Source organism: Streptomyces sp. NBC_00104, from assembly GCF_045160825.1.
GTDB lineage: Bacteria > Actinomycetota > Actinomycetes > Streptomycetales > Streptomycetaceae > Streptomyces.
In genome coordinates this window covers 7,737,893-7,764,521 of the sequence record NZ_CP108215.1, presented here as the reverse complement: position 1 = coordinate 7,764,521, position 26,629 = coordinate 7,737,893, and the positions used below count along the sequence as shown (strand labels likewise).

Sequence of the window (26,629 nt, the reverse complement as noted above, 5' to 3'; positions counted from 1 at the left end):
CCACGTACTTCAGAAGGAGGGCGGCCCACGATGGCCGAGCAGTTCGTCGGATCCGGCTGGGCGTTCCCGTTGCGCATCGGGCCCACCGGGGGCATCGCCCTGGTCAGCGGGGAGCGCGAGGTCGAGGAGGCCATCCGGCTGATCCTGGCCACCTCGCCGGGTGAGCGGCCGATGCGCCCCGAGTTCGGCTGCGCCATCCACGACCTGGTGTTCGCGCCGGTCAACGAGGCCACCGCCGGCCGTATCCAGCACGAGGTGTACGCGAGCCTCGACCGCTGGGAGCCGCGGATCGAGGTGACCGACGTCGAGGTGACGGCGGGCGCCGACCAGGGCGTCCTGTTCATCGACGTCCGCTACGCGATCCGCGGCACCAACAACCCGCGCAGCCTGGTCTTCCCGTTCTACGTCATCCCCTCCCACGACGAGCCGGACCTGGCTTCCGAAGGCTCCGACCGTCCCGAAAGCGACCGCTGATGGCCCTGCCCTCCCCGAACCTCGACGACCGCCGCTTCCAGCAGTTCGTCGACGACGCCAAGCGTTACATCCAGCAGCGGGCCCCGGAGTGGACCGACCACAACGTCTCCGACCCCGGCGTCACCCTGGTGGAGACGGTCGCCCACATGGCCGACCAGATCGTCTACCGGCTCAACCGGGTGCCGGAGAAGAACCATCTGGCGTTCCTGGACCTGGTGGGCATCACCCTGTTCCCTCCCTCGGCCGCCCGCACGGATGTGACGTTCTGGCTGTCGGCGCCGCAGGAGGAGCCGGTCGTGCTGTCCGTGGGCACCGAGGTCGCCACCGTGCGCACCGAGAGCGAGGAGGCGGTCGTCTTCGCCACCGAGGGCGACCTGGCCGTCGTCCCTTGTGAGTTGCGGTATCTGGTCACCCAGCTTCCCGGTGAGCCGGTCGCCGACCGGACGGCCGACCTCGCCGAGGGCAAGGACCTGATGTGCTTCGCCGAGTCCCCGCGGCCCGGCGACTGCATGCTGTTCGGGCTGACCGCCGCCGTACCGTACTGCGCGGTCGTACTGGAACTGGACAGCGTGGTCGACGGCGTCGGCGTGGACCCGCGGCAGCCGCCGCTGGTCTGGGAGGCGTGGACCGAGGACGGCTGGACGACGTGCGAGGTCGACCGTGACGGCACGGGCGGCCTGAACCGTCCGGGCGAGGTCGTCCTGCACATGCCCGGCGGACACACCCTGTCCCGCACGGGCGGGCAGGAGGCCGGCTGGCTGCGCTGCCGGGTCACCGACCCCCTCCCCGGCCAGCCCTTCTACACCACCTCGCCGACGGTCCGCGCCGCCGAGGCCTTCACCATCGGCGGCACCACCACCGTCGTGCACGCCGAGACGGTGTACGACGAGGCACTCGGCGAGTCCACCGGCCTGCCGGGACAGCGGCTGCGGCTCGCCCACTTCCCGGTGGTGGGCGACACCCCGCCCGTCCTCCTCCAGACCGCCGAGCACGACGGCTGGACCGACTGGGACGTCGTCGCGTCCTTCGCCGCGTCCACCTCGTACGACCGGCACATCACCCTGGACTCCGCCACCGGCGAGATCGCCTTCGGCCCGGCGGTACGGGAACCCGACGGCACCCTGCGCCAGTACGGGGCCGTCGCCCCCAAGGGGGCCGTCATCCGCGCCGTGCGCTACCGCACCGGCGGGGGCAGGGCCGGCAACGTCGCCCGGGGCGCCATCCGGGTGCTGCGCACCTCCGTCCCGTACGTCTCCGAGGTGGTCAACCGTGAGGCGGCGCGCGGCGGGGTCGACGCCGAGACCGTGGAGGAGGCGAAGGTCCGGGCGCCGATCACCCTGCGCGCCCAGGAACGCGCGGTGACCCTGCGCGACTACGAGGAACTCGCCCGCCGCGCGGCCCCCGAGACCGCCCGCATCACCTGTCTGGAGGGCGAGGAGGGCGAGCACGGGGCGTACGCGGTACGGGTGTTGGTGGTCCCGCAAGCCGTCCCGGACCCGGGCGGCCGTCTCCGTTTCGAGCAACTGGTCCCCGGCGACGCGCTGTTGCGCCGCATCACCCGGCACCTGGACGAACGCCGCCTGATTGGCACGCGGTTGGCGGTGGGCCCGCCCTTCTACCAGGGCATCACCGTCGTCGCCACGCTGCACGCCTTCCGCGGCACCGACACCGACCGGGTCCGCCGCCAGGCCCACGACGCGCTCTACCGCCACCTCGACCCGCTGACCGGCGGCGCCGACGGCCGGGGCTGGCCCTTCGGCCGCCCCGTCCAGTCCGGCGAGGTCTTCGCCGTCCTCCAACGCGTCCCCGGCGTCGAACTCGTCGACGACGTCCAGCTCCACCCCGCCGACCCCCTCACCGGCAAACGGGGCGACCCCACCAACCGCATCGACCTCTCTCCCCCGTCCCTGGTCTTCTCCTTCGACCACCGGGTCCGCGTGATCGGGGACAAGCAGTGAGGGCCATCGTCCCCACCGTCCCCGCTGTGGGCAATCGTTCCGCAGGGCGATGGGGGTCCCCCCGCTCGAACGAAGCCGAGAGTGGGGGCGGGTGGGCACAGCCTGCAGCGCCGGGCGCCTTTGGAGCACCGACCGCGCAAGGCCACCGGACAGGGGGCGCCGAATGAGGGGCTCCATAGACGGCCTCGGCTCCTCCCACCCCATCGGCACCATGCTCCCGGCCGTGTTCGCCGACGACGACCTCGCCCAGCGCTTCATCGGCGGTCTGGACGACGTGATCGCCCCGATCCTCTCCGTCCTCGACTGCCTGGACTCCTACTTCACGCCGTCCCTCGCCCCCGTGGACTTCACCCAGTGGCTCGCCGGCTGGGTGGGCGCCGAGACCGACGGCACGGAACCGGAGGCCCGGCTGCGCGCCGCGGTCGCCGCCGCCGCGTATCTGCACCGGGTACGCGGCACCCGGCGCGGCCTGTCCGAGGCCGTGCGCCTGGTCTTCGGTGTGACCCCGGAGATCACCGAGAGCGGCGCCGCCTCCTGGGACGCCCGGCCCCTCGGCCCGGTCCCCGGCGAAGCCCGCCCGCGCCTCCACGTGGCCCTGCGCCTGCCCGACCCCACCCCCGCGGACGAACACCGGCTGGACAGCCTCGTGGCCGCCGCCCGCCCCGCCCACATGCCCTACACGGTCCAGGTGACCGCCGCCGAAAGGATCCCCGAGAGATGACCAGCCAGACCCCCGGCACCGGCCAGGCCCGGAGCTGCGCCGAATGCGGAACCCGCGGGGAGCCCGGCCAGTCCTTCTGCGACGCCTGCGGCGCGGTACTCGGCTGGTCCGGCACCCCGGCCCGGTCCACCACGGGCGGCACCAGGAGCGAGACCGCCGACCGACCGGACGCCGGACGCGCGCGGAGCGACGCCCCGGCCGACGGCGGCCGTACGGCGGGCGAGGCCCCCGACCACGCGGACACCGTGCGTACGCCCGACACGGCCCCCGCCCACGCGGACGCCGGACACCCGAGGGCCGAAGCCGAAGCCGAATCCCGCGCCCAAACCCCGGCCCCGGCGAACGCCGGCCGCACGACGGCCGACGACGAGCACGGCTGGGACGCCTTCTCCCTCCCGGGTGCCGGAACGGGTACGGCCCGCACCGGCCACGACCCGGCCCAGGCGGGGGTGACCGCGGCCGCGGTCACCGACGTCCGCGCCGCGGAGGCCGGCACGGCGGTCCGCACGGACGCACCCGCCGCCACCGCCCGCCCGGGAGCCGAGCCGGCGGCGCCCCCCACGGCCCAGCCCCCGGCCCCGGCGGCCACCCCCGCATCCGCATCCGCATCCGCATCCACGGTCGCGGCCTCACCCGCCCACTCCGCTCCCCCCGCCCCCGAGCCGGCCCGCCCGGCCCCCCACACCCACCCCCACCACGACGACGAGGACCCCACCACTCCCCTCCCGACGCACACCTCCCCCGCACCCCCCGCCTCACCGGCCCCCGTTCCCTCCGCCGCCGACCGGGCCAGGTCCCTCCTGGTCCCGGTCGCCGACCCCGAGCCCCGTGCTCCGGCGGAGCCCGCCGTCGCGCCCGTACTGCCGGGTCTCCCCGATGTGCAGCGGCCCCAGGTCCGCACCCCGGGGCCGGAGTTCGGCACGGAGGGCGGCGTGCCCTGCCCGTGGTGCGGGACCCCCACCCGGCCGGACCGGCACTTCTGCGGGCGCTGCGCGATGCCGATGGCCGGGCGGCCGGAGACACCGGGACGGCTCCCGTGGTGGCGCCGGATGCTGAACGGCCGCAACACGCAGACCCCGTGGGCGGGCGACCGCCCCCGTCTGCGTCGCGGCTTCGGCCAGATCCTCAACTGGGTGGTCGCCGCCCTCGTCCTCACCCTGATCGTCACGCTCGCCTTCCAGGCCGACGACGCCTACCAGGCGACCCGCGACCACTTCGCCAAGCGCGCCCCGGTCGTTCCGGACACCTTCAAGGCGTCCCGCTCGTATCCCGGTCACAAGCCGGGGCTGGCCTTCGACAACCACAGCAACACGTGGTGGGGCCCGGGTGTCACGCAGTCCGGCGAGGGGGAGTGGCTGGAGGCCCGCTTCCAGCAGCCGACCCGGCTGCTGGACGTGATGATCACGCCGGGCGTCTCGAAGAGGGTGGACCAGATCGCGGAGTCGGCCCGCCCGCACCGCATCGAGGCGAAGATCACCGCCGGCGACGGCTCCACCTCCACCAAGATCCTCACCCTCGACCAGGGCGCCGGCAGCCAGCGCCGCAAGTTCCGCGTCGGCGACGCCGTGGCCGTCCGCTTCACCCTCCGCTCCGCCTACGGCGCCGACGACAAGAAGCAGGTGGCCATAGCCGAGATCGAGTTCTTCGGCCGCTCGAACAGCAGCAGCTGACCCGGCAGCCACGACAGGCCCGCAGGACCGCAGGACCGCCGACGAGAAGCGGCCGCACGGGCAAGCCCTGACCAGCGCTTTCATGGATGAGCGCCGGTCAGGGCATTTTTCTTTCCCGGGAGCGCTCGAAAGAGTAAGACCCTTCCTCACTATGCACTCCCTGTCACCTGTGCCACGGTGGATCACGCCGCATCCTCGTGGACGTCGGCTCAACGGTGTCGACTGCTTTCCGGGGAGACAGCATGCGAATGCACCAGAACACGTACGACGGAAATACTTTCGACGCCGGAAATGGTGTTCGAACAGGGCGGGATTCCGATGCTCCGGGCTCCCTGCACGAGGACGGAACCATGGTGATGCAGCGCTGGTTCCTCTGTTCGCCGAACGGCCGGCAGATCCTCATTCCGGACGACGGGGTGATCCTCGGCCGGGCGAACGGCATCGGGCACCTGAGGGGAACCGGGGTGTCGCGCCGTCATGTCGAGCTGACGCCGGTGCCGGGCGGTGTCCAGGTGGATGACCTGGGGTCCACCAACGGGGTCAGCGTCGACGGGGTCGCCACCCGCCGGGGGACCATGCGCGCCGGGCAGGTACTGCGCGTCGGAGACACGAACTACTTCCTGGTCCACGTGTACGCGGGGAAAAGGCTGTTCCACCCCGATCACTGATTTCTCAGCGGGAATACGGCGAGATCAGCAACAATCTCTGCACGCCGCGTTCTCTCCCGCCGTTCGACGTCCGTACGCGCCCGCGGGCAGGACGTTCTCCAACGGCGGGATGAACCACAGCGGCATGCACTGAGGCTCGAAGGGAAAAGGCGTGCCCAAAACTTTCACCCGGCTCACTTTTCGAGAATCGACACGCCTTACCGCACTGGTGTGCGGCGCCGCTCTATTGACGAGCGGCTGTCTGCGGCCCGCACCGCAGAACGACAAACCGGCCGACGCGATACCGGCCCCCGCTCTGCCCGGTGACAAGGTGGTCTTCTGCCTCGACATCTCCTCGTCCTACGACGACAGCCACCGCCGGGCGGCCCAGCAGACCGTGGCGGACGCGCTGCCCCACCTGGTGAGGCCGGGTCGTGGAACCCACGACGTGTACGTGTACGAGATCAGCGAGAACTCCTACGGGCGGCCGCCCCTGCTCACCCTGACCGTGCCCGCGCTCCGCGAGAAGCCGGCCGCCTCCCTGGAGTCGGCGCCCCCGCTCCAGGGAGGTGCGCTCACCGAGCAGCTGGAGAAGATCGTCGACAAGTGGGAGGACGAGAGGCGTGACGCCCGGCGCGGGGCCCGGGTCGAGGCGGAGAAGGTACGCGACCTCCGGCTGGGCACCCGGGAGGGCACGGACATCGGCGGTTGCCTGGAGAACGCGGCGGAGCAGTTCAGGGACCACAAGGGTGACCGGCGGCTGGTGATCGCCTCCGACCTGCGCGTCCACGGAGTCCAGCAGCTGGCGGCCGCGCGGCTGAACGGCGTGACGGTCGACGTGATCGAGTTCGCCTGCACCCAGGCCAGGACCTGCGACGCGCTGCGCCGCACGTGGACGAAGCGCTTCGACGCCCTCGGGGCGCGTTCCGTGAACATCACCAGGCCAGGCGTCTCGGCCGCGCTCTTCGGATCGGAGGCTGAGGACAAATGATGGTCCTGCTCTGGACGGTGCTGAGCTGCGCGGTCGCCGTGACCGCCGGCGCGTTCCTGCAGCCCCAACTCAGGCTGGCGGCAGGTGCGGTGGCCGACTGGGGAGCGTACTCCCTGGATCTGATCGCCTCCGCCCTGGAGAACGCCGCCGACACGTGCGGGCATGTCACCGCGGCCGCGCGTCACGGCATCGCCCGTGGCGGCTGGCCCGTCTGGCCGCTGATCGCGGCGGCCATCGCCCTCGCCGGCGCCTTCTTCTTCGTGCGCGGCGAGTTCACCCTCGTGGAGTCCTCGGCCGCCGCGATCATCGCCCCCGACACCCTCGACGCCGGCGGCAGCATCGTCGAGGCCGGCCCGCAGAACCGTGAGATGGCCGAGTCCATCGCCTGGGTCTTCGTGGGCGGCACGGTGGTCCTGGGGGGTCTGCCCTTCGTGCTGGCCCGGGACGACACCGACCGCATCGGCCCCCTCGCCCGGCAGACGCCCGGAGTACGGCACACGGTCACCGTCGCCGTGCTCGGGCTCTGCGTCATCGCCGTCCTGTGCTCGGTCGCCCTGGGGATGTTCCGGGCGGAGCAGAGCGTGGGAGGCAGGGAGATCACGACGGTCGCCGAACTGGCCGCCTACAGCGCGGGCGGTGGCACGGCCGCCATCACGAGCGTGGGCTCACTCGCCGTCGGCTGGGCCCTGGACTACGTGCTGATGGGCGTGTGGCTGCTGTTCGTGGCCGTGTCGGAGCTGGCCCTCCACATCGCCGCGCTCGGCGCCCGGATCACCGCCGACGCGGCCCAGCGCAACGCCAGGATCGTCACCCCCGCCGCCGTGGACGCGCTGGGCCGGCTCGGTTCCGTCGCGTTCCGCCAGGAGACCCCCGAGTACCGGCCGTCCACCGAGAGCGGTACCTGGTCATCGTTGTCCCCGCCCGACGAACAACGGGACGACGACGCGGCGGACTTCCCGCTCCGGCCCGGGTCGGTCGTCGCCGGGCGCTGGCGACTGGTCGGGCAGCTCCCGGGGGCGGACAAACCGGGGTTCGCGGCCGTCGGCGGCATCATGCTCTGCCAGAACCTGCGAGAGCCGGCGACGACGAACGAGTACGTCATCAAGTTCGTCGCCAGGGACCGCGAGGGCCCCGGTGCGATGGGCCGCAAGTCACGGGCGTGGCGCCGGGAGGTACGGACGGCCGCGAAGATCGACAGCCCGCACACCGTGAAGATCGTCGACTTCGGTATCGACGACGACTGGCAGTGGACGGTCACCCCCCGGTACGTGCCCGGTTCCCTGTTCGCCTACGGCCGCGACAGCGCCCAGGCACGCACCCTGGAGTGGGTGCTCGTCATGGGCGAGCAGCTGCTCGCCGGCCTGGAGGCCATCCACGACAGGGACGTGGCGCACCTCGACATCAAGCCGCAGAACGTGCTGCTGTCCTGGCGCGACATGCGCCTGAACACCCTGTCCGCCGCGTTCACCGACTTCGGACTGGCCAAGCAGTTCACCGATTCCAGCGTCTCCTTCACCGGACATTTCCAGGGCACGCCCTACTACGCCGCGTTCGAGCAGCTCACCATGTCGCAGGAGAAGGACGGCCGGTCGCTCGCGACGGACATCTACCAGATGGGCAGCCTGATGTACTGGCTGCTGTCCGGGCAGCCGGCGCTCGCCCGGGAGGTGCGGGCACGGTCCGGGCAGGCCGAGGCGATCTTCCAGCTCTACCAGCTCATGCAGGAGAACCACCGTCCCGCCCGGCTGGACGCGCTGTTGCCCGGACTGCCCAAGAGCGTCGTGGAGCTGGTCGACCAGTGGCTCGCCTACGAGCCCGCGCAGCGCACCGGCGGCCCCGCCAAGAGCGCCGCCAGGGACGCCCGGCGGGCCCTCAGCCAGATCCGTGAACATCTGCGAGCCACCCGGCCGAGGGACCTGACGATGCCGGTGGGCCCGATCCACGCCCGGCAGGACCTTCCCCTGGCCCCTGGTGACTACACCGGCGAAAGCGACGGACCCACCACCGACTTCGGGGGACACAAGTGAACTCGACACACCTTCTGCTGACGACCCTGGCCCTGGTCGGCACGTTCGTGCTCGGAGCCGTCGTGGGAGCTACGGCCCGGCGCCGGGGCGACCTGGGCGCCATGCCGTCCCCGCACGACGCATGGCGCGGCGCGCCTCCCGGCCACGGCGCTGCTCCCGGCCACGGCGCGCCTCCCGGCCACGGCACAGCCACGGCCACGGCTTCGGCTTCGGCCACGGCCGAGAAGAGCCGCCCGCCCGTCCACGACCCCGGGGCCCCCACCGCCGAAGCGGCGGACGCTCCCCGTCCCCCCGAGGGCGAGGAGGAGGTACCGACCGGCCGGCGGGGCCCCGCGCCGCGCCCGCGGCGCAAGGAACGCGGCGGCGACCGGTCCGTTCCGGTCCCGGAGTTGCCCGCGCTGGCACTGCCCGCGGCGGCCGCGCCGGTCGCGCCGCGGCGTCGGGAGCGGCCGAACCCGCACGACGGCCCCGCCGGTTCGCCGGCGGCCCCGGCAGCCCCGGCGGCCCGGTCCGGGCCGCCGGCCCGGCGCTCCGCGGTCCCGGGGCGGGCCCGGCGATCCGCGGCCTCGTCGCCGACGGCCTACGAGGGTGCTCCGGCCGCCGGTTCGTCCGGCACCCGGCTGGTGCGGAGCAGCCCCCGCAAGGCCCTGACGGCGGCGGAGAGCCCGGACTCCCGGTGGCTGGACGTCGCGGCGGCCACGTCTTCCGGCCGCCGGACGACCAACGAGGACGCGTACTTCGTCGACGACGAACTCGCGGTCATCGCCGACGGAGTCGGCGGAGCGCCGGCGGGTGACCTCGCCTCACGACTCGCGGTACAGGCCGTGGTCGACGCCTGGCACGCGGCCGGTTCGGGTTCCGTACGTGCTCTGCAGGCCGGGTTCCGGCAGGCGACCGGCGTGATTCGCGCACACACCCAGGACAGGCCCCAACTGCTGGGCATGGCCACCACACTGGACGCCTGCGGCCTGGTGGGCGGCACGGTGGTCGGAGCCCATGTGGGCGACGGCACGGTCTGGGCCGTACGCCAGGACGACCAGCTTCCGCACCGGCTGACCACCCCGCACACCGCGGGTGGCCCGCTGCTTCGCGTGGTCGGCTCCGCGGCGGCCGCCCGGCCGGATCTGTGGCAGGTCGATGCCGAACCGGACATGCGGATCGTCATGGCGAGCGACGGGCTCTGCGCGGATCTGGGGGAGGAGGCGGCCCACGCCCTGCTGGTGGACACCCTCGGCCTGCTCCCCCAGGAGGCGGCCGACGAACTGCTGCGGCAGGCGCTCAAGGCCGGGGGGTCGGACAACATCACCGTGGTCGTGGCCGATGTGGTCGCGCAGGCACCCGTGGCCCGCCCGCTGGCCGACGCCGACCTGCTCCCCGCCCGTCAGGAACGACGATGACCTCTTCCGCCACCTCCGCCGTACTGTCCGACGCGTACGACATCCCCCGGGCGACCGTGAGCATCACGACGCGGGAGGGCCTGGCGTCGTTCACCCTGGACCCCGCGGGTGTGTTCCACCTCAGCCGGTCCGTGCTGGACCCCGGCAACACACAGCTGTCCCGTCGACCGCACTGCCCCCAGATCGTCCATCTCCACACCGGGTGGATGCTGGTGAACCGCTCGACGAAGCTGGGCGTCCGAGTGGCTCCGCCGTCCGCCCCGTGGTCGGAGATCCCGCCCGGCCGGGCGCATGTGTTCTCGGCCGGGACCACGCAGGTCCAGTTTCTCGTCGCGGACGTCGACCCCGTGACGGTGACGGTTCCGCCCGCCACCGCGCAGGGGGACGAATCCTGCGAGGACCTCGTCTCCCACGGACGCAGCACCGTCTGGGGGCCGGAGATGAACGCCGAGGCGAACAAGATCCTGCGGGGTCCCGGCCGGGACCTCCTGGTGGCGGTCCTCGCCCCCTGGCTCTCCGCCGACCCGACGCTGCAGGAGCACAAGAGCCGCAGAGTGGCGGCCGAATGCGCCGGGTACAGCGTCTCGGCGGTCGACAGGATCCTGTCGCGGCTGCGGAACGCGCTGTGGCCCGACGAACCCCGGAAGCCCTCGCGTGAGCACATCGCCGAGTACCTCTCCCAGCGCGGCCTGGTGGGCCCGCAGGATCTGCCGCGGGCCGAGAACTGCCGGCACGAACAGGGGCGCGCTCGACCGCCCCGTTGACCGTGCCGGGCCGGGAAACGGCCGGGGAACGGGCCGGGGAACGGGCCGGTGTTCACCGACAGGGATCCCCGATCCCCGCCCGTCGTTCCGACGCCTTCCCGTGGCGTCGGCCCAACGACCCTCCTAGGGTGGGCCCTTCGAGCACACGAGGGCGGGCGGAGTGGGTATGGGATCGGATCGGCCGGTGGGCGCCGAGGTCGTGGCGGAGGTGCAGCGGGTCTTCCGTGACGGACTGCTGAGCGGCAGGTCCGCGTTCGCGCCGGAGACGGACGCCTGGAGCGAGGGCACGGCCTCCGATCTGCGCGCCCGTTTCGTGGACCGCCCGGACGAGTCGTCGGACACGTTCCTGGTCAAGCTGCGCCGCCAGTTGGACGGCGCACCGGCCGCCACGATCGTGCTGGCGGCCGAGCTGCTCTTCGTGAACATGGCGCCCCTGCGGCCCGAGCAGATCGGCATCAGGAAGAAACTCCAGATCCTCGGCGAGGTCCTCTCCTGGGCCGGCCTGGGCCACTTGGCGACCCCGGAGCTCATGGAGACACGCCTGAGGGGCTTCCTCAACGGCGGCCAGGGCTTCCTCAACTACCGCTGGGCGCAGTTCCAGATCCTGGTCCTGCTGGTGGAGCGGCTCGCGGGCAGGCCCTACGCCGAGCGGGACGCCGTACTGAACGACCCGTGGCGGTTCCGGGAGGAGTGCCTGGACGTCCAACGCTCCGTGGGCCACAAGAAGGGCCGCGCGCAGATCCACGTCCTGCTGTACGCGCTCTTCCCGGACGTGTTCCAGCCGATCGCCAGCGCCTACCACAAGCAGGAGATCGCCAAGGCGTTCGCTGACGAGCTGCCGCAGGTCACCGGCGACGACGACCGCGATCTGCTGGAGCTGCGGAAGATCCTGGAGGCGCAGAGCGGGGAGCCGGTGTGGTTCTACGCCGACCCCTGGGTCAGCCGGTGGCGGCGCGGCGCCGTCGAACACGACCAGCGGGGCTGGCTGGTGCGCGGATTCAACGTGGACGGGCGCAATGTCGTGCCGCAGTGGCTAGAGCAGGGCTACTGCTCGGTGTCCTGGAAGGAGCTGCCGGACATCCCGGCGGGCACGGCCAAGCAGGAGATCCAACGGACGGTGCTGGAAGGACTTCCCGAGGACAGCACCCAGTCACGAGGACAGTCCGTGTACCAGTTGCACGCCTTCCTCACGCTCATACAGCCCGGCGACCTGGTGGCCACGGTCACTCCGGACGAGGTTCACGTCGGTACGGTCCAGGGCCCGGCGGTGTACGACACCTCGGACGGCCTCGACAACGCCCGGCGCCTTCCGGTGCGCTGGGCCACCGCCGAGCGGCCTCTGAAGCGCTCGGAGCTTCCTCAGACCGTCCAGAACCGACTGACTCAGCCGCCCACGGTGTACGACATCAGCAGCGTGGCCGCCGAACTCGCGGAACGCGCGGGCCTGGAGGACGTCGTCGCCGAACCGCTGCTCGAAGCCGATGTCACCAAACCGCTCGAACTACCGTCCGTCACCGCGGAGTTGGCCGAGCAGCTGCTCATGCCGCTGGACTGGCTGAGCGAGACGGCCCAACAGCTCCAGGAGCAGCGTCAGCTCGTGTTCCACGGCCCGCCCGGCACCGGGAAGACGTATCTCGCCCGTGCCCTGGCCAGGCATCTGGCGGGACCGGACCGGGTGGAGCTCGTGCAGTTCCACCCGTCGTACACGTACGAGGACTTCTTCGAGGGCTTCCGCCCGGTACGCGGCGAGGGCGGGGCGGGCGGCTCGGGCTCGGTGGTGTTCGACGTCGTCCCGGGCCCCTTCAAGCTGCTGGCCGAGCGGGCGAGGAAGGACCCGGCGAACCCGTACGTCCTGATCGTCGACGAGATCAACCGGGCCAATCTGGCGAAGGTGTTCGGCGAGCTGTACTTCCTGCTGGAGTACCGCGAGGAGCCGGTCACCACCCAGTACAGCCCGCACGACCCGTTCCATCTGCCGGGCAACCTGTTCCTCGTCGGCACGATGAACACGGCCGACCGTTCGATCGCGCTCGTCGACGCGGCGATGCGCCGCCGCTTCGCCTTCCGCCGTCTCTCCCCCGAGAAGCAGCCGGTCCACGGCCTCCTGGACCGCTGGCTGCGCCGCCACGGCCTGCCGGAGGGCCCCGCCCGCCTCCTGGACGAGCTGAACCGGCGCCTCGGTGACGCCGACCGCGCCATCGGCCCGTCGTACCTGATGAAGCCCGGCGCGGCCCGCCCCGAGGGCCTCGACCTGATCTGGCGTACGCAGATCCTGCCGCTGCTGGAGGACCAGGTGTACGGCACGGGCGTGGACGTCGAGGAGGAGTACGGCCTGGCCTCCCTGCGCGCGGCCCTCGGCTCATGACGACCGGGCCCGGCATGGCTGGTGAACAGGAGTCCACCGCGAGTGAGGCGCCCACCACCAGTCCCCCCGCCACCACCGGTGCCCGCCCCGCGCTGGCGCCCCCGCTGCGGCTCACCGTCGACGAGACCGGCGCCGGCACCGTACGGGAACTGACGGCCGACCAGGTCGCGGGCCTGCTCTCCGCCCCCGGCCTCGTACGACTGACCCCGGCCCCCGGCGGCCGCTGGCGCGTGGCCGGAAACCAGAAGGTGGGCCTGGTCCGGCTGCGCACCCCGGCGGGCGGCGCGATCGAGCTGCTCCTCCGGCCCAAACTCCCGGTCCGGGACCTTCTCTTCCTGCTCTCCTACTCCCCCGACGATCCCTGGCACCCGGACCCCGATCCGGTCACCGCGGCCACGGCCGACGACCTGCTCCCCGCGCTCGCGGAGCTCCTCGCCCGCACCGCGCGCCGCACCCTGGAGTCCGGCGTCCTGCACGGCTACCGCACGGTCGAGGAGGACCTCCCCCTGGTCAAGGGCCGCATCCGGACGGCGGACCAGCTCCGCCGCGTCGGTCTGCCCCTCCCGGTGGCCGTCCGCTACGACGACCACACCCCGGACATCGCGGAGAACCGCATCCTCCTGGCCGCCCTCCACCTGGCCACGCACCTGCCGGGCGTCCCGGCCCCCACCCGTCTCACCCTGCGCCACCTCACCGACCACCTCCACGGAGTCCACCTCCTCCACCCGGGCGCACCGCTCCCCGACTGGACCCCGACCCGTCTCAACTCCCGCTACGCCCCGGCCCTGCGCCTCGCGGAACTGCTCCTCGCCCACCGCTCCGCCCAGCCGGAGGGCGACAGCCCGCTCCCCACCGACGGCTTCCTCCTCGACATGCCGGCGGTCTTCGAACGCTTCCTGACCGTCACCCTCACCGCCGCCCTCGCCCGCCGCGGCATCCGCTGCGCCGCCCAGGAGACCCAGCACCGCCTCGACGAGGCCGCCCGCGTCCCCTTCCGCCCCGACCTCGTCCTCTACCGCGCCGGCCGCCCCCTCTCCGTGGCGGACGCGAAGTACACGTACGTCACCCCCGCCGCCCCTCCCACGTCCCACCTCTACCAACTGCTCGCCTACTGCACGGCCCTCGGCCTCCCCCGGGGCCACCTGATCTACGCGGCCGCCGCCTCCGCCCCGGCCCCCGGCCCGACCCCCCACGTGATCCGCCGATCCGGCATCACCGTCATCGCCCACACCCTCGACCTCGCCGTCCCGCCCCCCACCCTCCTCGCGGACGTCACGTCCCTGGCCGAGCGGATCACCGCCCCCACCTGACCGCCCCCACCCCCGGAGACCCCCATGCTGCGCGGCATCGACGTCAGCTCCTACCAGTCCTCCTCCTACGACACCACCGGCCTCTCCTTCGTCTTCATCAAGGCCACCGAAGGCCGCACCTACACCAACCCGAAACTCGCCGCCCAGACGAAGACCGCCCGCGACGCCGGCCTCGTCGTCGGCTACTACCACTTCCTCTGGCCCGGCAACCTGACCGCGCAGGCCGAGTACTTCGTGAGCAAGGCCCCGGAAAAGGCGGGCGACATCCTCGCCGTCGACTGGGAGACGACGAGCGACGGGACGCACGCGAGCAATGCGGACAAGGATCGGTTCATCCGGAAGGTGCAGGAACTGCGGCCGAACAACCGGGTGATCCTGTACGCCAACAGGAACTTTTGGCTCAATGTCGACAGCACCTCATTCGCCGGCGACGGCCTCTGGATCGCCGACTACGTGACCGCGGGCAAGCCCCGTATCAAGGCGAAGTGGCGCTTCCACCAGTACACGGACGACCCCGTCGACAAGAACGTCGCGGACTTCGCGAGCAAGGCCGCGCTCAGGTCGTGGGCCGCAGGAGGCTGAGCTAACCCCGGAACTCCGGCTTGCGTTCCGGTGACGCCTCGGACAGGGCCTTGGTCACGGCCTCGACGCCGGCCTGCAGACCATAGACAGGGGTGTCGGGCTGCTGGCGCCACGAGTCGTCGAGGCCGCCCGCGTCGACGGTGTCGAAGCCGAGTGCGTCGATGAGGGCGCGGACCCTGGACTTGGCCGCGTCGTCGTCGCCGGCGACGGGGAGGGCGAGGCGGTCGGGGGCGTCGGCGGGGCGGGGGCGGTCGAGGATGTCCTGGGCGTAGGTGCCGTTGAAGGCCTTGATGACGGGGTGGCCCAGGTGGCGTTCGGTCCAGCGGCTCTCGGTGAGGCCGTCGTCCTCGATCCCGGCGATCCTGCCGTCACGCTGCCGGGGGTAGTAGTTGCCGGTGTCGATGACGGCGACACCGTCCGCGGCCTCGTCGAGGAGGCCGGGCGGCAGGTCCGGGACCGCCTTCAGCGGGATCGTGATCACCACGACTTCGGCGCCGCGCGCCGCCTCCCGCACCGGGACCGGCGTCGCGCCCGTCTCCTCGGCCAGTGCGGTGAGCGTGTGCGGGCCTCGGGAGTTGGCGACGGAGACGTCGTGGCCGAGGGCGGTGAGCCGCCGGGTGAGGTTGCCGCCGATGTTGCCGGCGCCGATGATGCCGATCTTCATGACAAGTCTCCCCTTGCGTCATATTTTCATGCGCGTGCATGCATTACTGGGCTGCAACCCAGGAGCACCCCCCGCTATTCCGGCCCCGGCATGACGAAGGGGCGCCCCCGTCGTACGCGACGGAAGGCGCCCCTCGGCCCCTGACCTCACTTGCCCAGGTGGGCCCAGAACTCGTCGAACGACAGGAGCTTGTCGCCGTTGAGGTCGCGGGTGCGGATGATGACCTCCGCCACGGACTCGGTGACGTTCCAGTCGCCCTCCTGGGCCAGGGCGGTCTTGAACTCCGCGGCGGTGATGAACCCGTCCCCGTCCGCGTCGATCCGCTGGAACTCCTTGCGCGCTGCCTCGATGTCCGCCACCGATCCGCCCCTTCTTGGTGCCCTGCCTCTTCGAGGCAGTCCTGCCGACAGTCCTACTGACGCAGGTCAGATTAACCGGCCACGCGAGCACGGAGTGCGGCGACCACCCACGCGAACTCCTCGGTGTGCGCCGACAGCGGCTCCACGCCCCGCACCAGCGCGGCCAGCTCCCGGAACCGGGCCATTTCGGCGTGGGCCGCCGATGTGACGCGTTCGAGCAGGACGGCCCGGTCGGCGTCGCCGAGCAGCCCGGCCAGCACCTCCTCGGCCGCGGGCGAGGCCGGATCGACACCCTCCCGCAGCGCCTCCCCCGCGAGCTGCACCAGGCGGCTCATGAACCACAGGGAGGTGCCCGCCGGCACATCCGGCCCCCGGTCCGCCGCGTTGAACTCGACCGTCTGCCGCATCCGCGCCCGGAACCCGGGGTCCTGGAGCATCTCGGCCAGCTCCACCCAGGCGTCCACCTGCTCGGGCGTGGGGTCCTCCGGCAGATCCGCGAGGCCGAACCTCAGCCGCGTACGGATGTCGGGGTCGGCGGTGTCGAGTCCCCCGAAGGTCTCCTCCATGAAGTCGTCGATGATCCGCCCTCGTTCGGCGGCGGACAGCCGGGCCAGTCTGTTCATCAGCGTCATCTCCTCCGCGGTCGAGCCGCGTCGCGCCACGGTCGACAGCACCGCCCGGGTCACCTTCAGGGCCCGGATCTGCGTGTCCAGCGCGGCCACATGGGCGGCCGCCACCTCCGCGACGGTCGTCTCCCCCGCGAGCACCCGCCGTACGTGGTCCAGGCCGAGGCCCAGCTCCCGCAGGGTGCGGATGAGTTCGAGCCGGGCCACGGACTCGGCGTCGTACAGCCGGTAGCCTCCCGCGCTGCGGGTGACCGGGTGCAGGACGCCCTCGTCGGACCAGTAGCGGATCGTGCGGACGGACAGACCGGAGCCGCGGGCGAGCTGCCCGATGGTGAAAAGGCCGGTGCCGTTCTCGATCATGTCTGCGAGTGTGGGCCTTCCAGCGGGTGGAGACTCAAGGGGAGATCCGGGGAGCACGGCGATGGAGAGCTTGCGGGACATTCTGGACGCGGCGGCGCGGGGTGTCTTCCCGCCGGCGGACGGCGGTACGACCGTCATCGCCCAGCACTCCCCCCGGGACGCGGGTGTCCTGTGCTTCACGGCCCACTCCGTCGTGTTCACGGACGAGGACCCGGACTGGGTGCACGAGACGCTGGCGGCCATGGAGTGCGACGCGCTGTCCGCGAGCATGAACCCACGGTTCCTGGCGGCCTTCATGGAACGGACGGGCCGCACGTCCGAGACCATCGACGCGATGCTGGTCGCCTCCCCCCTGCCGGGCGAACCGCCGCTCCCGCTGAAGGAGATCGAGGACGCCGGCCACCCCCGCGTCGCGTACGCGCGGCTGCGCCGGGACGACGTACGGGTCTGGACGGCGGACGGCGGGGTCCTGACGACGGGCCGCGGAATCGCCGGACGGCTGGAGGTCTCGGTCGAGGTGGACGAGCGCTCCGCGCGGGGTCCTGTCGTACGGCACAGGGGGCTGGGCCGGTCTCTGGTGACCGCCGCACGTCATCTCGTCGCCGAGCCGCTGTGGGCGCAGGTCGCGCCGGGGAACGCCCGCAGCATGCGGGCGTTCCAGTCGGCGGGCTATCTGCCGGTGGGCTCCGAGATACTGCTCAGCGCCCGACCGGCACGAGGGGCCGGACCGGCTCGAGGGGCCCGATGAGCGCGACCCGCGCGGCGGGCGCGGCGGGCACGGCGGGCATCAGTGCCAGGGCTCGTAGTGCGGGTTGCTCTCGCACTCGCTCATCTTCTCCGTCTTGGTCTTCTTGTCGACCGGGCAGACGCCGATGATGAACTCCGTCCTGATGCCGCCGGGGAAGGCGACCTCGACCTGGTCGGCCCACTTGTGCTGGTCGCCGATGGTCCTGTTGACGTCCACGCCGCCGGGGGCGTCGATGTAGTAGTTGTAGCCGGACTTGTACCAGGTCTTGTACAGGTCGTGGTCGTAGGTCGTGGAGACGTACGGCGAGGGCTGGTTGACCAGGACGTACTGCTCGATGTCGTACTGCCCGTCGATGACGTCCTTGGGCTGGAGCCCCTGTTCGAAGATGGTCGCCGGGCCCCGGCTGTCGCTGCGGTAGAGGGTGCCGCAGGTCTTGCGCCAGACCGGCTCGGGGCTGATGCGGTCGACGGCCACGCGGCGGTCGGCGGCGGCGTGGACCGGGTCCTCGAACCGGGGACAGGTGGGGGCGGCGGCCCCCGCGAAGGCAGCGGCGGCCTCGGCCGGCGTGGCGGTCCGGGTCTGCGCCGGAGCGGTCGCGGCGGAGGTGGCGAGGACGGCGGAGAGGGACAGGACGACGGCGGCGGCCCGGCGCCGCGGACGGGTGGTGATCATGCCGATCACGATCTCGGCTGCGCGGCGCCGGGCCGGGGACCCTCACTCGTACGGAGGCGTGTCAGCCCGCCCGGTTGTCCTGTGTCACCGGAAGACGCCCGTGTGCCCGAGCGAGTAGCGGCCGGGCTGCGGGTACACCGCGAGGCCGTGCGGGCCGCTGCCGACGGGGATGCGGGCGAGCTGCTTCCCGCTGCGGGTGTCGAGGGCGTACACCTCGGAGTCGTAGCGGCCGGAGAGCCACAGGACCTTGCCGTCGGCGGAGACGCCGCCCATGTCGGGGCTGCCGCCGTCGGGGAGGTGCCACTTCTTGGTGAGCTTGTTCTTGGTGAAGTCGAAGACGGAGACGGTGCCCTCGCCGCGGTTGGAGACGTACATCTCACGGGAGTCGCGGCCGACGTACAGCCCGTGGGTGCCCTTGCCGGTGGGCAGGAGCTTCGGCTCGTCGAACGTGTCGCCGTCCAGGACCCACATGCCGTCGGCCATCATGTCGGCGATGTAGAACCGCTTGCCGTCCGGTGAGATCTTCACGTCCTGCGGCATGGCCCCCTCGAACGGCAGCTTCAGCTGCCCGATCACCTTCATCCTCTCGGTGTCGACCTTCAGCAGCTCACCGCTGAACTCGCACGACACGATGAAGTAGGTGCCGTCGATCGAGAAGTCGGCGTGGTTGACGCCGTAGCAGGTGACCGGCTCGGTCCTGACCCGCTTCATGGTGTGCGGGTCGCGGAAAACGAGTTCGCGGTCGAGGGAGGCCATGACGACGGCGTACTCGCCGTTCGGGGTGAAGTACAGGTTGTACGGGTCGTGCACCTCGACCGGCTTGCCCGCCTTCCCCGTCTTCGGGTCGATGGGGGTGAGGGTGTGGCCCCGGTTGTTGTTGACCCAGAGGGTCTTCAGGTCCCAGGAGGGCACGACGTGCTGGGGCTGGCGGCCCACCGGGATCGTCTCGATGATCTCGTACGTCTTCGGGTCGATGACGGAGACGGTGTCGGACTCGCTGTTGGGGACGTACACCCGGGACGGGAAGTCCTTGACCACCGGGGAGAGCCGGTTCGGGCGGTCGGCGGCGTAGACGTCCTTCGGGTCCAGCACGGGCGGCATGCCGCGCAGTCCCCGGACCGCCGTCCGCTGCTTCTTCTTCCGCTCGGCGGCTTCGGCTTCGGCGGTGGCCCGGTCGGCCCGGATCCGCTGCTCCTGCTCACCGGTCCTGGCCTCGGAGCCGCACGCGGCCACGGCGGCGAGAACGGCGGCCGCGAGAAGGGCGCGCTGCACGAGGTTGCGCTGCATGAGGGGGGTGCGGGACGTGGTCACGCGACCTTTATAGGGAGGTCGAGCACGAATGTCGGCGATTGGCCCGATCGACGGAGGTGCGCGTTGCGCGCCCTACCGGTCCGCGACCCTCATCTCGAACCACGTCGTCTTCCCGCGCGGCAGCAGATCGACCCCCCACCGGTCCGAGAGCTTGTCCACCAGGAACAACCCCCGCCCGCTGATGTCCATCTCCTGCACCGGAATCAGGCAGGGCAGCCCCCGTGAGGGATCGCGGACCTCGACACGGATCCAGCCGGGCCGGCGGCGCATGCGGAGCCCGAAGACGCGGGCGCCGGTGTGCCGCACGGCGTTGCCCACGAGTTCGGAGACGAGGAGGACCGCGTCCTCGGTCATCTTCGGCGACAGCCGCCACTGGCGCAGGACGACGACCTGGGCGAGCCGCCGGGCCGTGGCGGCAGACTCGGGACGGGACGGGAGCGGAACCTCTCCCTCGGTGGGATCGCCGAACAACTCCAGTGCCTTCTGCGCCCGTTCGTCCTCGATCGCAGGCGACCAACGCGCCGCGGTCGCACTCCCGTGCCGCCGCGGCTGTTCGATACCCTCCAGCCCCGCCATGCCCCCATCATGGCCGTCCCGAGCCCCTTTCGGGGCCGTTCCGCAGGAATACAACCCCCGGAACCAACCATTCCGGAGGTTTCGGATGGCATATGCCAATGGCAGCAATTCACCGACGACAGCCCGCTCGACCTGCGCGAACACCCTGAACTTCGGTCAACGCCACGACCTTTGGGCAAGGCTTTCTTAAGGCTGCCTTAAGGCTCGGACAAACCGCTCCTTCGGGGGACGCGGGTCATACGTCGCGTCAACTGCAAGCCGATCAGCGGAACTTGTGGGCCGGATCTCGGGAACCCGGCCCTGACCCCTGACCCCTGCCCCTCAGCCGTCAGCCGTCAGCCGTCAGCCGTCAGACGAACTTCGCCTTGCCCGGCCCCTCCTCCACGAAGCTCCGCATCCCGCGCTCGCGGTCCTCCGTGGCGAACAGCCCCGCGAACCAGTTCCGCTCGATCGCGAGCCCGGTCTCCAGGTCGGTCTCCAGGCCCGCGTCGATCGACTCCTTGGCGGCCCGCAGCGCGATCGCCGGCCCCCGCGCCAGCCGCGCGGCCCACTCGTGCGCGGCGGTGTACACCTCGTCGGCCGGGACGACCCGGTCGACCAGACCGAGCGTGAGCGCCTCGTCCGCCTTGACCATACGGCCGGTGAAGATGAGGTCCTTGGCCTTGGAGGGGCCGACGAGACGGGACAGCCGCTGGGTGCCGCCCGCGCCCGGGATGACGCCGAGCAGGATCTCCGGCTGGCCGAGCTTCGCGTTCTCCCCGGCGATGCGGTAGTCCGCGCACAGCGCCAGCTCGCAACCGCCGCCCAGCGCGTACCCCGTGACGGCCGCGACGACGGGCTTGGGGATACGGGCCACGGCACTGAAGGAGTCCTGCAGGGCCCGGGACCGGGCGACCATCGCCGCGTGGTCCATGGCCTGCATCTCCTTGATGTCCGCGCCGGCCGCGAACACCTTCTCCCCGCCGTAGAGGATCACGGCGCGTACGTCGTCCCGGTCCGCCGCCTCCTCGGCGAGTTCCTTGAGGCGGTCCTGGGTGGCGATGTCCAGAGCGTTCATGGGCGGCCGGTCGAGGCGGATGGTGCCGACGCCTTCGGCGACTTCGAGGTGCACAGTCATGAGGGCAGGTTAACGGCGGCTAACGGCAAAGGCCCCGGTGCCGTACATCACACCGGGGCCGTGCACCACGTATCAGGCGGCGGCGCTCACGCCTTCCACTTGTCCCACGCCATGTTCCAGCCGTTGTAGCCGTTGTCCGGGTCGACGACGCGGTCGTTGGAGTTCTTGACGACCACGACGTCACCGACCATCGAGTTGTCGAAGAACCACGCGCCCGGCGCCTTGCGGTCGTAGCCGCCGCGGGTGTCGCGCAGGCCGATGCAGCCGTGGCTGGCGTTGTAGTTGCCGAAGGCGCCGCCGCCCCAGTAGTTGCCGTGGATGAAGGTGCCCGAGTTGGTCAGGCGCATGGCGTCCGGCACGTCCTTGATGTCGTACTCGCCGCCGTAGCCGACCGTCTCGCCGTTCATCCGGGTCACGCGCAGGCGCTCACTGATGACCATCTGGCCGTTCCAGGTCTCCATGCCGGGCTTGCCGGTGGTGACGGGGATGGTCTTGATGACCTTGCCGTCCCGCTGGACCTTCATCGTGAGCTTCTTGACGTCGACGACGGAGACCTGGCTGCGGCCGATGGTGAAGGAGACCTTCTTGCTCTGCTCGCCGTAGACACCGTCGCGGCCCTCGACGCCGTCGAGGTTGAGGTCGACGGTGACCTTCGTGCCGGCCTTCCAGTACTTCTCCGGGCGGAAGTCGATGCGGTCGTTGCCGAACCAGTGGCCCTCGACGTCGACGGCCGGCTCGGTCTTGATGGTGATGGCCTTCTCGACGTCCTCCGGGGCGGTGATGCCCCGCGTGAAGCGGATCGAGAACGGCATGCCGACGCCGACCTTCGAGCCGTCCTCGGGGGTGAAGATGCCAACGAAGGTGTTCTTCGGGGTCAGTGTGGTGAAGGACGCGTCCTCGGCCGCCTCACGCCCCTCGGAGTCCTTCGCGACGGCGTGCACCTTGTACTCGGTGGCCGAGTTTAGGTGGATGGACGGCGTCCAGGTGGCGCCGTCCCCGGATATCTCGCCGGCGATCTTCTCGCCCTTGTCGTTCTCGACCGTGACCTCGGACAGCTTGCCCTTGGCTGCGCTCACCTTGAGGGCGCCGCTGGTGGCCACGTCGTCGGCGCCGTTCTTCGGGGCGATGGAGACCACCGCTTCCGAGGCCTTGGTGGCCGCCTTGTCGGAGGCGCTCTTGTCGGAGCCCTTCCCCTTGTCGCCGCCGGAGCCCGAGTCCGAACCCCCGCCTCCGCCGCACGCGGTGACGGCGAGCAGCATCAGGACCGGCAGCATGGCCAGGGCCCCCTTGCGCCGCCGTGTCCGCGCGCCAACCGACGCCCCCGATATCGGTCGCCCGTTCAATGTTCTGTTCTCCCCTCGCACGGCCTGATCAGGCCCGCACCCCTACGCGCAGCGCGCGCGTACGCACGTACATTAACCAGATGATCGGAAGGGTTTGGCCTCGGTGTATGTCACCGTTCAGTCCCAACTTGGACAGTCGCCGCCCTCGGGAGCTCCCCCGCGCGCGTACACCTATGTCGGTCTACTTCACCGCGGCACCCGCTTTCCATTCATTCCACCCCAAGTTCCACCCTCCGAGCCCGTTGTCGGGAGCGACCTTTTTGTCGTCGCTGTTGATCACCTCGACGACGTCCCCGACGAGGCTGCGGTCGAAGAACCAGCCGGCGGGGGTGCCGGAGCTGCCGCCCTTCACATCGCGCAGACCGACGCAGCCGTGGCTGACGTTGGCCCTGCCGAAGGCGTCCGGGGCCCAGTAGTTACCGTGCAGGAAGGTGCCGGAGGTGGTGAGGCGCATGGCGTGCGGAACATCCGGGATGTCGTACTCGCCCTTGCCGTTCGCCTTCCTGAAACCGACGGTGGCGCCGTTCATCCGGGTCACCTCCAACATCTCGGTGACGACCATCTTCCCGTTGTACGTCGTCGTCTTCGGCGCCCCGGCCGTGACGGGGAGCGTGGCGAGGACGCCGTCGCCGCGTTCCACGCGCATGGTGTGCTTCGCCGCGTCGACCACGCTGACCTGGTGGCGGCCGACGGTGAAGGAGAACGTCTTGTACTGCTGGCCGTACACGCCGGGGGCGCCTTCGACGTCCCGCAGCCGCAGACCGACGGTGACCCTGGTGCCGGGCTTCCAGTACGTCTCGGGGCGGAAGTCGAGACGTCCCTTGCCGAACCAGTGCGGGCGGACCTCGACGGCCGGCTCTGCGGTCACGTCGACGGCGCGTTCCACGGCCGCGCGGTCCTCGATCTCCCGGTTGAACTCCAGGGAGACGATCATCCCGGTGCCGACGGTGGCCCGGTGCTCGGGCGTGACGTACGCGATGAAGCGCTCGTCGGGGACGTCCGTCGTGAAGGTGACGTGCCGAGCCGAGCGGCGGCCGTGGCCGTCGAGGGCGACCGCGTCGACGGTGTACCTGGCGGCCAGGGCGAGCTTCGGTGAGCCGGTGGGGCGCCAGGTCAGTCCGTCGGCGGACATCCGCCCCGGTACGGGTGACTCCTGCGCGTCCTGGGACTTCACCACCTTGACGGACTCCAGGCGCCCGCTGGGCACCCGAACTTCGAAGCGCTGCTCCGGGCGCACGCCCTTGCTGCCGTCCTCCGGCGTGACCCGGATCGTGTCGTCCGGTGCCTTTTCGCTGGTCAGTGGCGGTCCGACGGTGCAGCCGGCGGCCCCGGCCAGCAGGCCGGCCCAGATGAGTGCGGCGGCCAGGGCGGCCCCGGCGCGGCGCGCGTGCGTCTGTGCGTGGTTCACGTGCGGCCCAACGACGGCGCACGCCCCCGGGAAACGTGAGTGCGAGGCGTGCTCTGGGCAGAACCCTTGGGAGGACGACTCGGCGGGGAGCAGTGGCAGGGACACCTTGCTTCCCCTTTCCCGTCGCCCCACCGAGCCGCGGGAGGCCTGAGGTGTCGAGCGCAGCCGAGCAGGAGGAAGTACGAGGGACGCGCGGGGTACCGGCCGCGCGTCCGGCCACCGTGCTGAACGGCGGTCGGCGCGGGGAGGCCGCGCCGGAGACGAGGCCCGTGTGGCCGGGGGCGTCGACGCCGCTCGGCGCGCGGTTCCGGGTGGGCCCCGACGGGGTCGCGGGCACCAACTTCGCGTTGTGGGCCGGCGGGGCGGAGGCCGTCGAGCTGTGTCTGTTCTCCGAGGCGGGCGAGGAGACCCGGCTGAGGCTGTCCGAGCTGACCCACGAGATCTGGCACGGGTTCGTGCCGGGCGTCCTGCCGGGGCAGCGGTACGGCTATCGCGTGCACGGCCGCTGGGACCCGTGGACCGGCGCCCGCTGGAACCCGGCGAAGCTCCTCCTCGACCCGTACGCGCGGGCCGTGGACGGGGAGTTCGGTCTGCCGCCGGAGGTGTACGCGCACGTCCGGGACTGGCCCGAGCAGCATGTCGCGGACACCGTGCGCGACGAGCGGGACTCGGCGCCGCACGTCCCGAAGGGCGTCGTCGTCCACGACGACGCCCCCGACGACGAATGGATCGACGACCGCCGCCCGAAGACCCCGTGGGCCGACTCGGTCATCTACGAGCTGCACGTCCGCGGCTTCACCATGACCCACCCGGGCATCCCGGAGGAACTGCGCGGCACGTACGCCGGTCTCGCGCATCCGGCGGCGATCGAGCACCTGGTGAAGCTCGGTGTGACGGCGGTGGAGCTGCTGCCCGTGCACCAGTTCGCCCACGAGGACCATCTGCTGCGCCGGGGCATGCGCAACTACTGGGGCTACAACTCGATCGGCTACTTCGCCCCGCACGCGGGGTACGCGTCGTCGGGCACGACCGGGCAGCAGGTCGGGGAGTTCAGGCGGATGGTGCGGGCCCTGCACGCCGCCGGCATCGAGGTCGTCCTCGACGTCGTCTACAACCACACGGCCGAGGCCGACGAACGCGGCCCGAGCCTGTCGCTGCGCGGCATCGACAACCGGGGCTACTACCGCCTGCAGGGCGACGCCCGCCGGTACGCGGACTACTCGGGCTGCGGGAACACGCTGCACGTGGTCCAGCCGCATGTCCTGCGGCTCATCACCGACTCGCTGCGGTACTGGGTGACGGAGATGGGGGTGGACGGCTTCCGTTTCGATCTGGCGGCGGCCCTCGCCCGTTCCATGCACGACGTCGACATGCTCTCCCCGTTCCTCGCCGTCATCGCCCAGGACCCCGTGCTGCGGCGGGTGAAGCTGATCGCCGAGCCGTGGGACGTGGGCTCGGGCGGCTACCAGGTCGGGGCCTTCCCACCCCTGTGGACGGAGTGGAACGACCGCTACCGGGGCGCCGTCCGGGACTTCTGGCGGGGCGCGCTGCCCGACGTCCGGGACCTGGGGTACCGGCTGTCGGGGTCGAGCGACCTGTACGCGTGGGGTGGACGGCGGCCGTACGCGTCGGTCAACTTCATCACCGCGCACGACGGTTTCACCCTGCGGGACCTGGTGTCGTACGAGCGCAAGCACAACGAGGCGAACGGGGAGGGGAACCGGGACGGCTCGGACGACAACCGGTCCTGGAACTGCGGTACCGAGGGCGAGACGGACGACGAGCGCGTCCGGGCGCTGCGGCGGCGGCAGCTGCGGAACCTGCTGACCACGCTGCTGCTGTCCACGGGCGTGCCGATGCTGGTCGCCGGTGACGAACTGGGCCGCACCCAGGGGGGCAACAACAACGCGTACTGCCAGGACAACGAGATCAGCTGGCTCGACTGGCGGCTCTTGGACGACCCCGCCTGGAAGGCGCTCTTCGACCTGACGGCCCGTCTGATCGCGTTGCGCCAGTCCCATCCCGTACTCCGCCGCCGGGCCTTCTTCTCCGGCCGGGCCCACTCGGCGGACGGGCTCCGTGACCTGGCCTGGTTCACGGTACGCGGCACGGAGATGACCGAACGGGACTGGTACGCGCCGGCCGCGACCCTCGGCATGTACCTCTCCGGCCGCGACATCCCCGGCCGGGACGCCCGCGGCGCGCCCATCCTCGACGACAGCTTCCTCACCGTCCTCCACGCCGGCGACCGCCCGGTGGACTTCGTCCTGCCGGGGACACCGTGGGCGCAGCGGTACGAGGTGGTCGTCGACACGTCACGGGAGGAGCAGGAGGAGGGGCCGGGGGTGGTGCACCGGGCGGGGGCGGCGGTGACGGTACCGGCGCGGTGTGTGCTGCTGCTGCGGGTGCTCGGCTGAGGCAACGTTGCAGGCCTGAGGCAGAGTTGCAGGCCTGCGGCAGGGTTTCGGGGCTGTGGCAGGTCCATGAAATCCTCGCCGGATGCCTGGCCAGGGCGGCGGACCGCTGATCAACTCGATCG

General features: G+C 71.6%; 23 protein-coding genes. 14 read left to right on the top strand and 9 right to left on the bottom strand.

Translation table 11 applies throughout. From position 1 onward, the window contains the following. Positions 1-30: 30 nt before the first annotated feature. The 12 genes from OG272_RS34210 to OG272_RS34155 all read left to right on the top strand — a co-directional run bounded on the left by OG272_RS34210 (position 31) and on the right by OG272_RS34155 (position 14,906). A complete protein-coding gene (locus tag OG272_RS34210) occupies positions 31-474 on the top strand; it encodes a GPW/gp25 family protein (RefSeq protein WP_086750113.1) in 444 nt (147 codons plus the stop codon). Next, entirely contained in the window at positions 474-2,432 is a 1,959-nt protein-coding gene (locus OG272_RS34205) for a putative baseplate assembly protein (RefSeq protein ID WP_328506086.1), read from the top strand. The genes OG272_RS34210 and OG272_RS34205 overlap by 1 nt, the downstream gene beginning before the upstream one ends. A gap of 163 nt (positions 2,433-2,595) precedes the next feature. Beyond that, positions 2,596-3,153, top strand: coding sequence for a phage tail protein (locus OG272_RS34200; RefSeq protein ID WP_326577195.1), 558 nt, complete (start codon positions 2,596-2,598; stop codon positions 3,151-3,153). Continuing rightward, a complete protein-coding gene (locus OG272_RS34195; protein ID WP_405895448.1) occupies positions 3,150-4,823 on the top strand; it encodes an NADase-type glycan-binding domain-containing protein in 1,674 nt (557 codons plus the stop codon). Before OG272_RS34200 ends, OG272_RS34195 begins: the two co-directional genes overlap by 4 nt. Positions 4,824-5,173: 350 nt before the next feature. Next, a complete protein-coding gene (locus OG272_RS34190) occupies positions 5,174-5,491 on the top strand; it encodes an FHA domain-containing protein (protein WP_405895447.1) in 318 nt (105 codons plus the stop codon). A 226-nt stretch (positions 5,492-5,717) separates the two neighbouring features. Beyond that, positions 5,718-6,461, top strand: a complete 744-nt coding sequence (locus OG272_RS34185) for a hypothetical protein (RefSeq protein WP_328224056.1) — start codon at positions 5,718-5,720, stop codon at positions 6,459-6,461. Then, positions 6,458-8,488: a serine/threonine-protein kinase gene (locus tag OG272_RS34180; protein ID WP_405895446.1), complete on the top strand. Its 2,031-nt coding sequence runs from the start codon at positions 6,458-6,460 to the stop codon at positions 8,486-8,488. The genes OG272_RS34185 and OG272_RS34180 overlap by 4 nt, the downstream gene beginning before the upstream one ends. Next, the gene (locus OG272_RS34175) at positions 8,485-9,885 is read left to right on the top strand and encodes a PP2C family serine/threonine-protein phosphatase (RefSeq protein WP_328224054.1); all 1,401 of its coding nucleotides are present in this window, start codon (positions 8,485-8,487) and stop codon (positions 9,883-9,885) included. The genes OG272_RS34180 and OG272_RS34175 overlap by 4 nt, the downstream gene beginning before the upstream one ends. After that, entirely contained in the window at positions 9,882-10,649 is a 768-nt protein-coding gene (locus OG272_RS34170) for a hypothetical protein (RefSeq protein WP_326577205.1), read from the top strand. The genes OG272_RS34175 and OG272_RS34170 overlap by 4 nt, the downstream gene beginning before the upstream one ends. 166 nt (positions 10,650-10,815) lie before the next feature. Beyond that, a complete protein-coding gene (locus OG272_RS34165) occupies positions 10,816-13,014 on the top strand; it encodes an AAA family ATPase (RefSeq protein ID WP_328224053.1) in 2,199 nt (732 codons plus the stop codon). A 14-nt stretch (positions 13,015-13,028) separates the two neighbouring features. Then, positions 13,029-14,324 carry a 5-methylcytosine restriction system specificity protein McrC gene (locus tag OG272_RS34160; protein WP_328224052.1) on the top strand — a complete coding sequence of 432 codons (1,296 nt, stop codon included), beginning with the start codon at positions 13,029-13,031 and terminating at the stop codon, positions 14,322-14,324. Positions 14,325-14,348: 24 nt separating this feature from the next. After that, positions 14,349-14,906: a glycoside hydrolase family 25 protein gene (locus OG272_RS34155; protein WP_326577211.1), complete on the top strand. Its 558-nt coding sequence runs from the start codon at positions 14,349-14,351 to the stop codon at positions 14,904-14,906. 1 nt (position 14,907) lies between these two features. Here the strand turns inward: OG272_RS34155 and OG272_RS34150 are convergent, their stop codons facing one another. The 3 genes from OG272_RS34150 to OG272_RS34140 all read right to left on the bottom strand — a co-directional run bounded on the left by OG272_RS34150 (position 14,908) and on the right by OG272_RS34140 (position 16,915). Then, positions 14,908-15,570 carry an NAD(P)-binding domain-containing protein gene (locus OG272_RS34150; RefSeq protein WP_326577213.1) on the bottom strand — a complete coding sequence of 221 codons (663 nt, stop codon included), beginning with the start codon at positions 15,568-15,570 and terminating at the stop codon, positions 14,908-14,910. Positions 15,571-15,716: 146 nt separating this feature from the next. Beyond that, positions 15,717-15,929: an EF-hand domain-containing protein gene (locus OG272_RS34145; RefSeq protein WP_033526808.1), complete on the bottom strand. Its 213-nt coding sequence runs from the start codon at positions 15,927-15,929 to the stop codon at positions 15,717-15,719. A 71-nt stretch (positions 15,930-16,000) separates the two neighbouring features. Continuing rightward, positions 16,001-16,915, bottom strand: coding sequence for a MerR family transcriptional regulator (locus tag OG272_RS34140; protein ID WP_327727744.1), 915 nt, complete (start codon positions 16,913-16,915; stop codon positions 16,001-16,003). A 61-nt stretch (positions 16,916-16,976) separates the two neighbouring features. Between OG272_RS34140 and OG272_RS34135 the strand changes: the two genes are divergently transcribed. Next, a complete protein-coding gene (locus OG272_RS34135; RefSeq protein ID WP_327727745.1) occupies positions 16,977-17,663 on the top strand; it encodes a GNAT family N-acetyltransferase in 687 nt (228 codons plus the stop codon). 39 nt (positions 17,664-17,702) lie between these two features. On the opposite strand, the gene OG272_RS34130 is transcribed toward OG272_RS34135, so the two are convergent. From OG272_RS34130 to OG272_RS34105, 6 genes are all read right to left on the bottom strand, one after another. Further along, on the bottom strand, positions 17,703-18,335 hold the full coding sequence (locus tag OG272_RS34130) for an ADP-ribosyltransferase (protein ID WP_405895445.1): 633 nt from the start codon (positions 18,333-18,335) through the stop codon (positions 17,703-17,705). A gap of 84 nt (positions 18,336-18,419) precedes the next feature. Next, positions 18,420-19,622 (bottom strand): YncE family protein, encoded by a 1,203-nt coding sequence (locus OG272_RS34125; protein WP_326585612.1) that lies wholly within the window; start codon positions 19,620-19,622, stop codon positions 18,420-18,422. A gap of 96 nt (positions 19,623-19,718) precedes the next feature. Beyond that, the gene (locus OG272_RS34120) at positions 19,719-20,222 is read right to left on the bottom strand and encodes an ATP-binding protein (protein ID WP_326577223.1); all 504 of its coding nucleotides are present in this window, start codon (positions 20,220-20,222) and stop codon (positions 19,719-19,721) included. Positions 20,223-20,571: 349 nt separating this feature from the next. Next, positions 20,572-21,339, bottom strand: coding sequence for an enoyl-CoA hydratase-related protein (locus OG272_RS34115; protein ID WP_326577225.1), 768 nt, complete (start codon positions 21,337-21,339; stop codon positions 20,572-20,574). A gap of 86 nt (positions 21,340-21,425) precedes the next feature. Beyond that, positions 21,426-22,682: an Ig-like domain-containing protein gene (locus OG272_RS34110; RefSeq protein ID WP_326577227.1), complete on the bottom strand. Its 1,257-nt coding sequence runs from the start codon at positions 22,680-22,682 to the stop codon at positions 21,426-21,428. A gap of 181 nt (positions 22,683-22,863) precedes the next feature. Beyond that, the gene (locus OG272_RS34105; RefSeq protein ID WP_327727747.1) at positions 22,864-24,090 is read right to left on the bottom strand and encodes an Ig-like domain-containing protein; all 1,227 of its coding nucleotides are present in this window, start codon (positions 24,088-24,090) and stop codon (positions 22,864-22,866) included. 152 nt (positions 24,091-24,242) lie between these two features. On the opposite strand from OG272_RS34105, the gene glgX reads away from it, so the two are divergent. Then, complete coding sequence (gene glgX / locus OG272_RS34100; RefSeq protein ID WP_405895444.1) at positions 24,243-26,507, top strand: glycogen debranching protein GlgX; 2,265 nt, start codon at positions 24,243-24,245, stop codon at positions 26,505-26,507. The last annotated feature ends 122 nt before the right edge of the window (positions 26,508-26,629 follow it).

Coding starts and splice junctions, on each gene's coding strand:
- OG272_RS34210 (WP_086750113.1), top strand. CDS start 31: ATGGCCGAGCAGTTCGTCGGATCCGGCTGGGCGTTCCCGTTGCGCATC.
- OG272_RS34205 (WP_328506086.1), top strand. CDS start 474: ATGGCCCTGCCCTCCCCGAACCTCGACGACCGCCGCTTCCAGCAGTTC.
- OG272_RS34200 (WP_326577195.1), top strand. CDS start 2,596: ATGAGGGGCTCCATAGACGGCCTCGGCTCCTCCCACCCCATCGGCACC.
- OG272_RS34195 (WP_405895448.1), top strand. CDS start 3,150: ATGACCAGCCAGACCCCCGGCACCGGCCAGGCCCGGAGCTGCGCCGAA.
- OG272_RS34190 (WP_405895447.1), top strand. CDS start 5,174: ATGGTGATGCAGCGCTGGTTCCTCTGTTCGCCGAACGGCCGGCAGATC.
- OG272_RS34180 (WP_405895446.1), top strand. CDS start 6,458: ATGATGGTCCTGCTCTGGACGGTGCTGAGCTGCGCGGTCGCCGTGACC.
- OG272_RS34170 (WP_326577205.1), top strand. CDS start 9,882: ATGACCTCTTCCGCCACCTCCGCCGTACTGTCCGACGCGTACGACATC.
- OG272_RS34165 (WP_328224053.1), top strand. CDS start 10,816: ATGGGATCGGATCGGCCGGTGGGCGCCGAGGTCGTGGCGGAGGTGCAG.
- OG272_RS34160 (WP_328224052.1), top strand. CDS start 13,029: ATGGCTGGTGAACAGGAGTCCACCGCGAGTGAGGCGCCCACCACCAGT.
- OG272_RS34155 (WP_326577211.1), top strand. CDS start 14,349: ATGCTGCGCGGCATCGACGTCAGCTCCTACCAGTCCTCCTCCTACGAC.
- OG272_RS34150 (WP_326577213.1), bottom strand. CDS start 15,570: ATGAAGATCGGCATCATCGGCGCCGGCAACATCGGCGGCAACCTCACC.
- OG272_RS34140 (WP_327727744.1), bottom strand. CDS start 16,915: ATGATCGAGAACGGCACCGGCCTTTTCACCATCGGGCAGCTCGCCCGC.
- OG272_RS34135 (WP_327727745.1), top strand. CDS start 16,977: ATGGAGAGCTTGCGGGACATTCTGGACGCGGCGGCGCGGGGTGTCTTC.
- OG272_RS34130 (WP_405895445.1), bottom strand. CDS start 18,335: ATGATCACCACCCGTCCGCGGCGCCGGGCCGCCGCCGTCGTCCTGTCC.
- OG272_RS34125 (WP_326585612.1), bottom strand. CDS start 19,622: ATGCAGCGCAACCTCGTGCAGCGCGCCCTTCTCGCGGCCGCCGTTCTC.
- OG272_RS34120 (WP_326577223.1), bottom strand. CDS start 20,222: ATGGCGGGGCTGGAGGGTATCGAACAGCCGCGGCGGCACGGGAGTGCG.
- OG272_RS34115 (WP_326577225.1), bottom strand. CDS start 21,339: ATGACTGTGCACCTCGAAGTCGCCGAAGGCGTCGGCACCATCCGCCTC.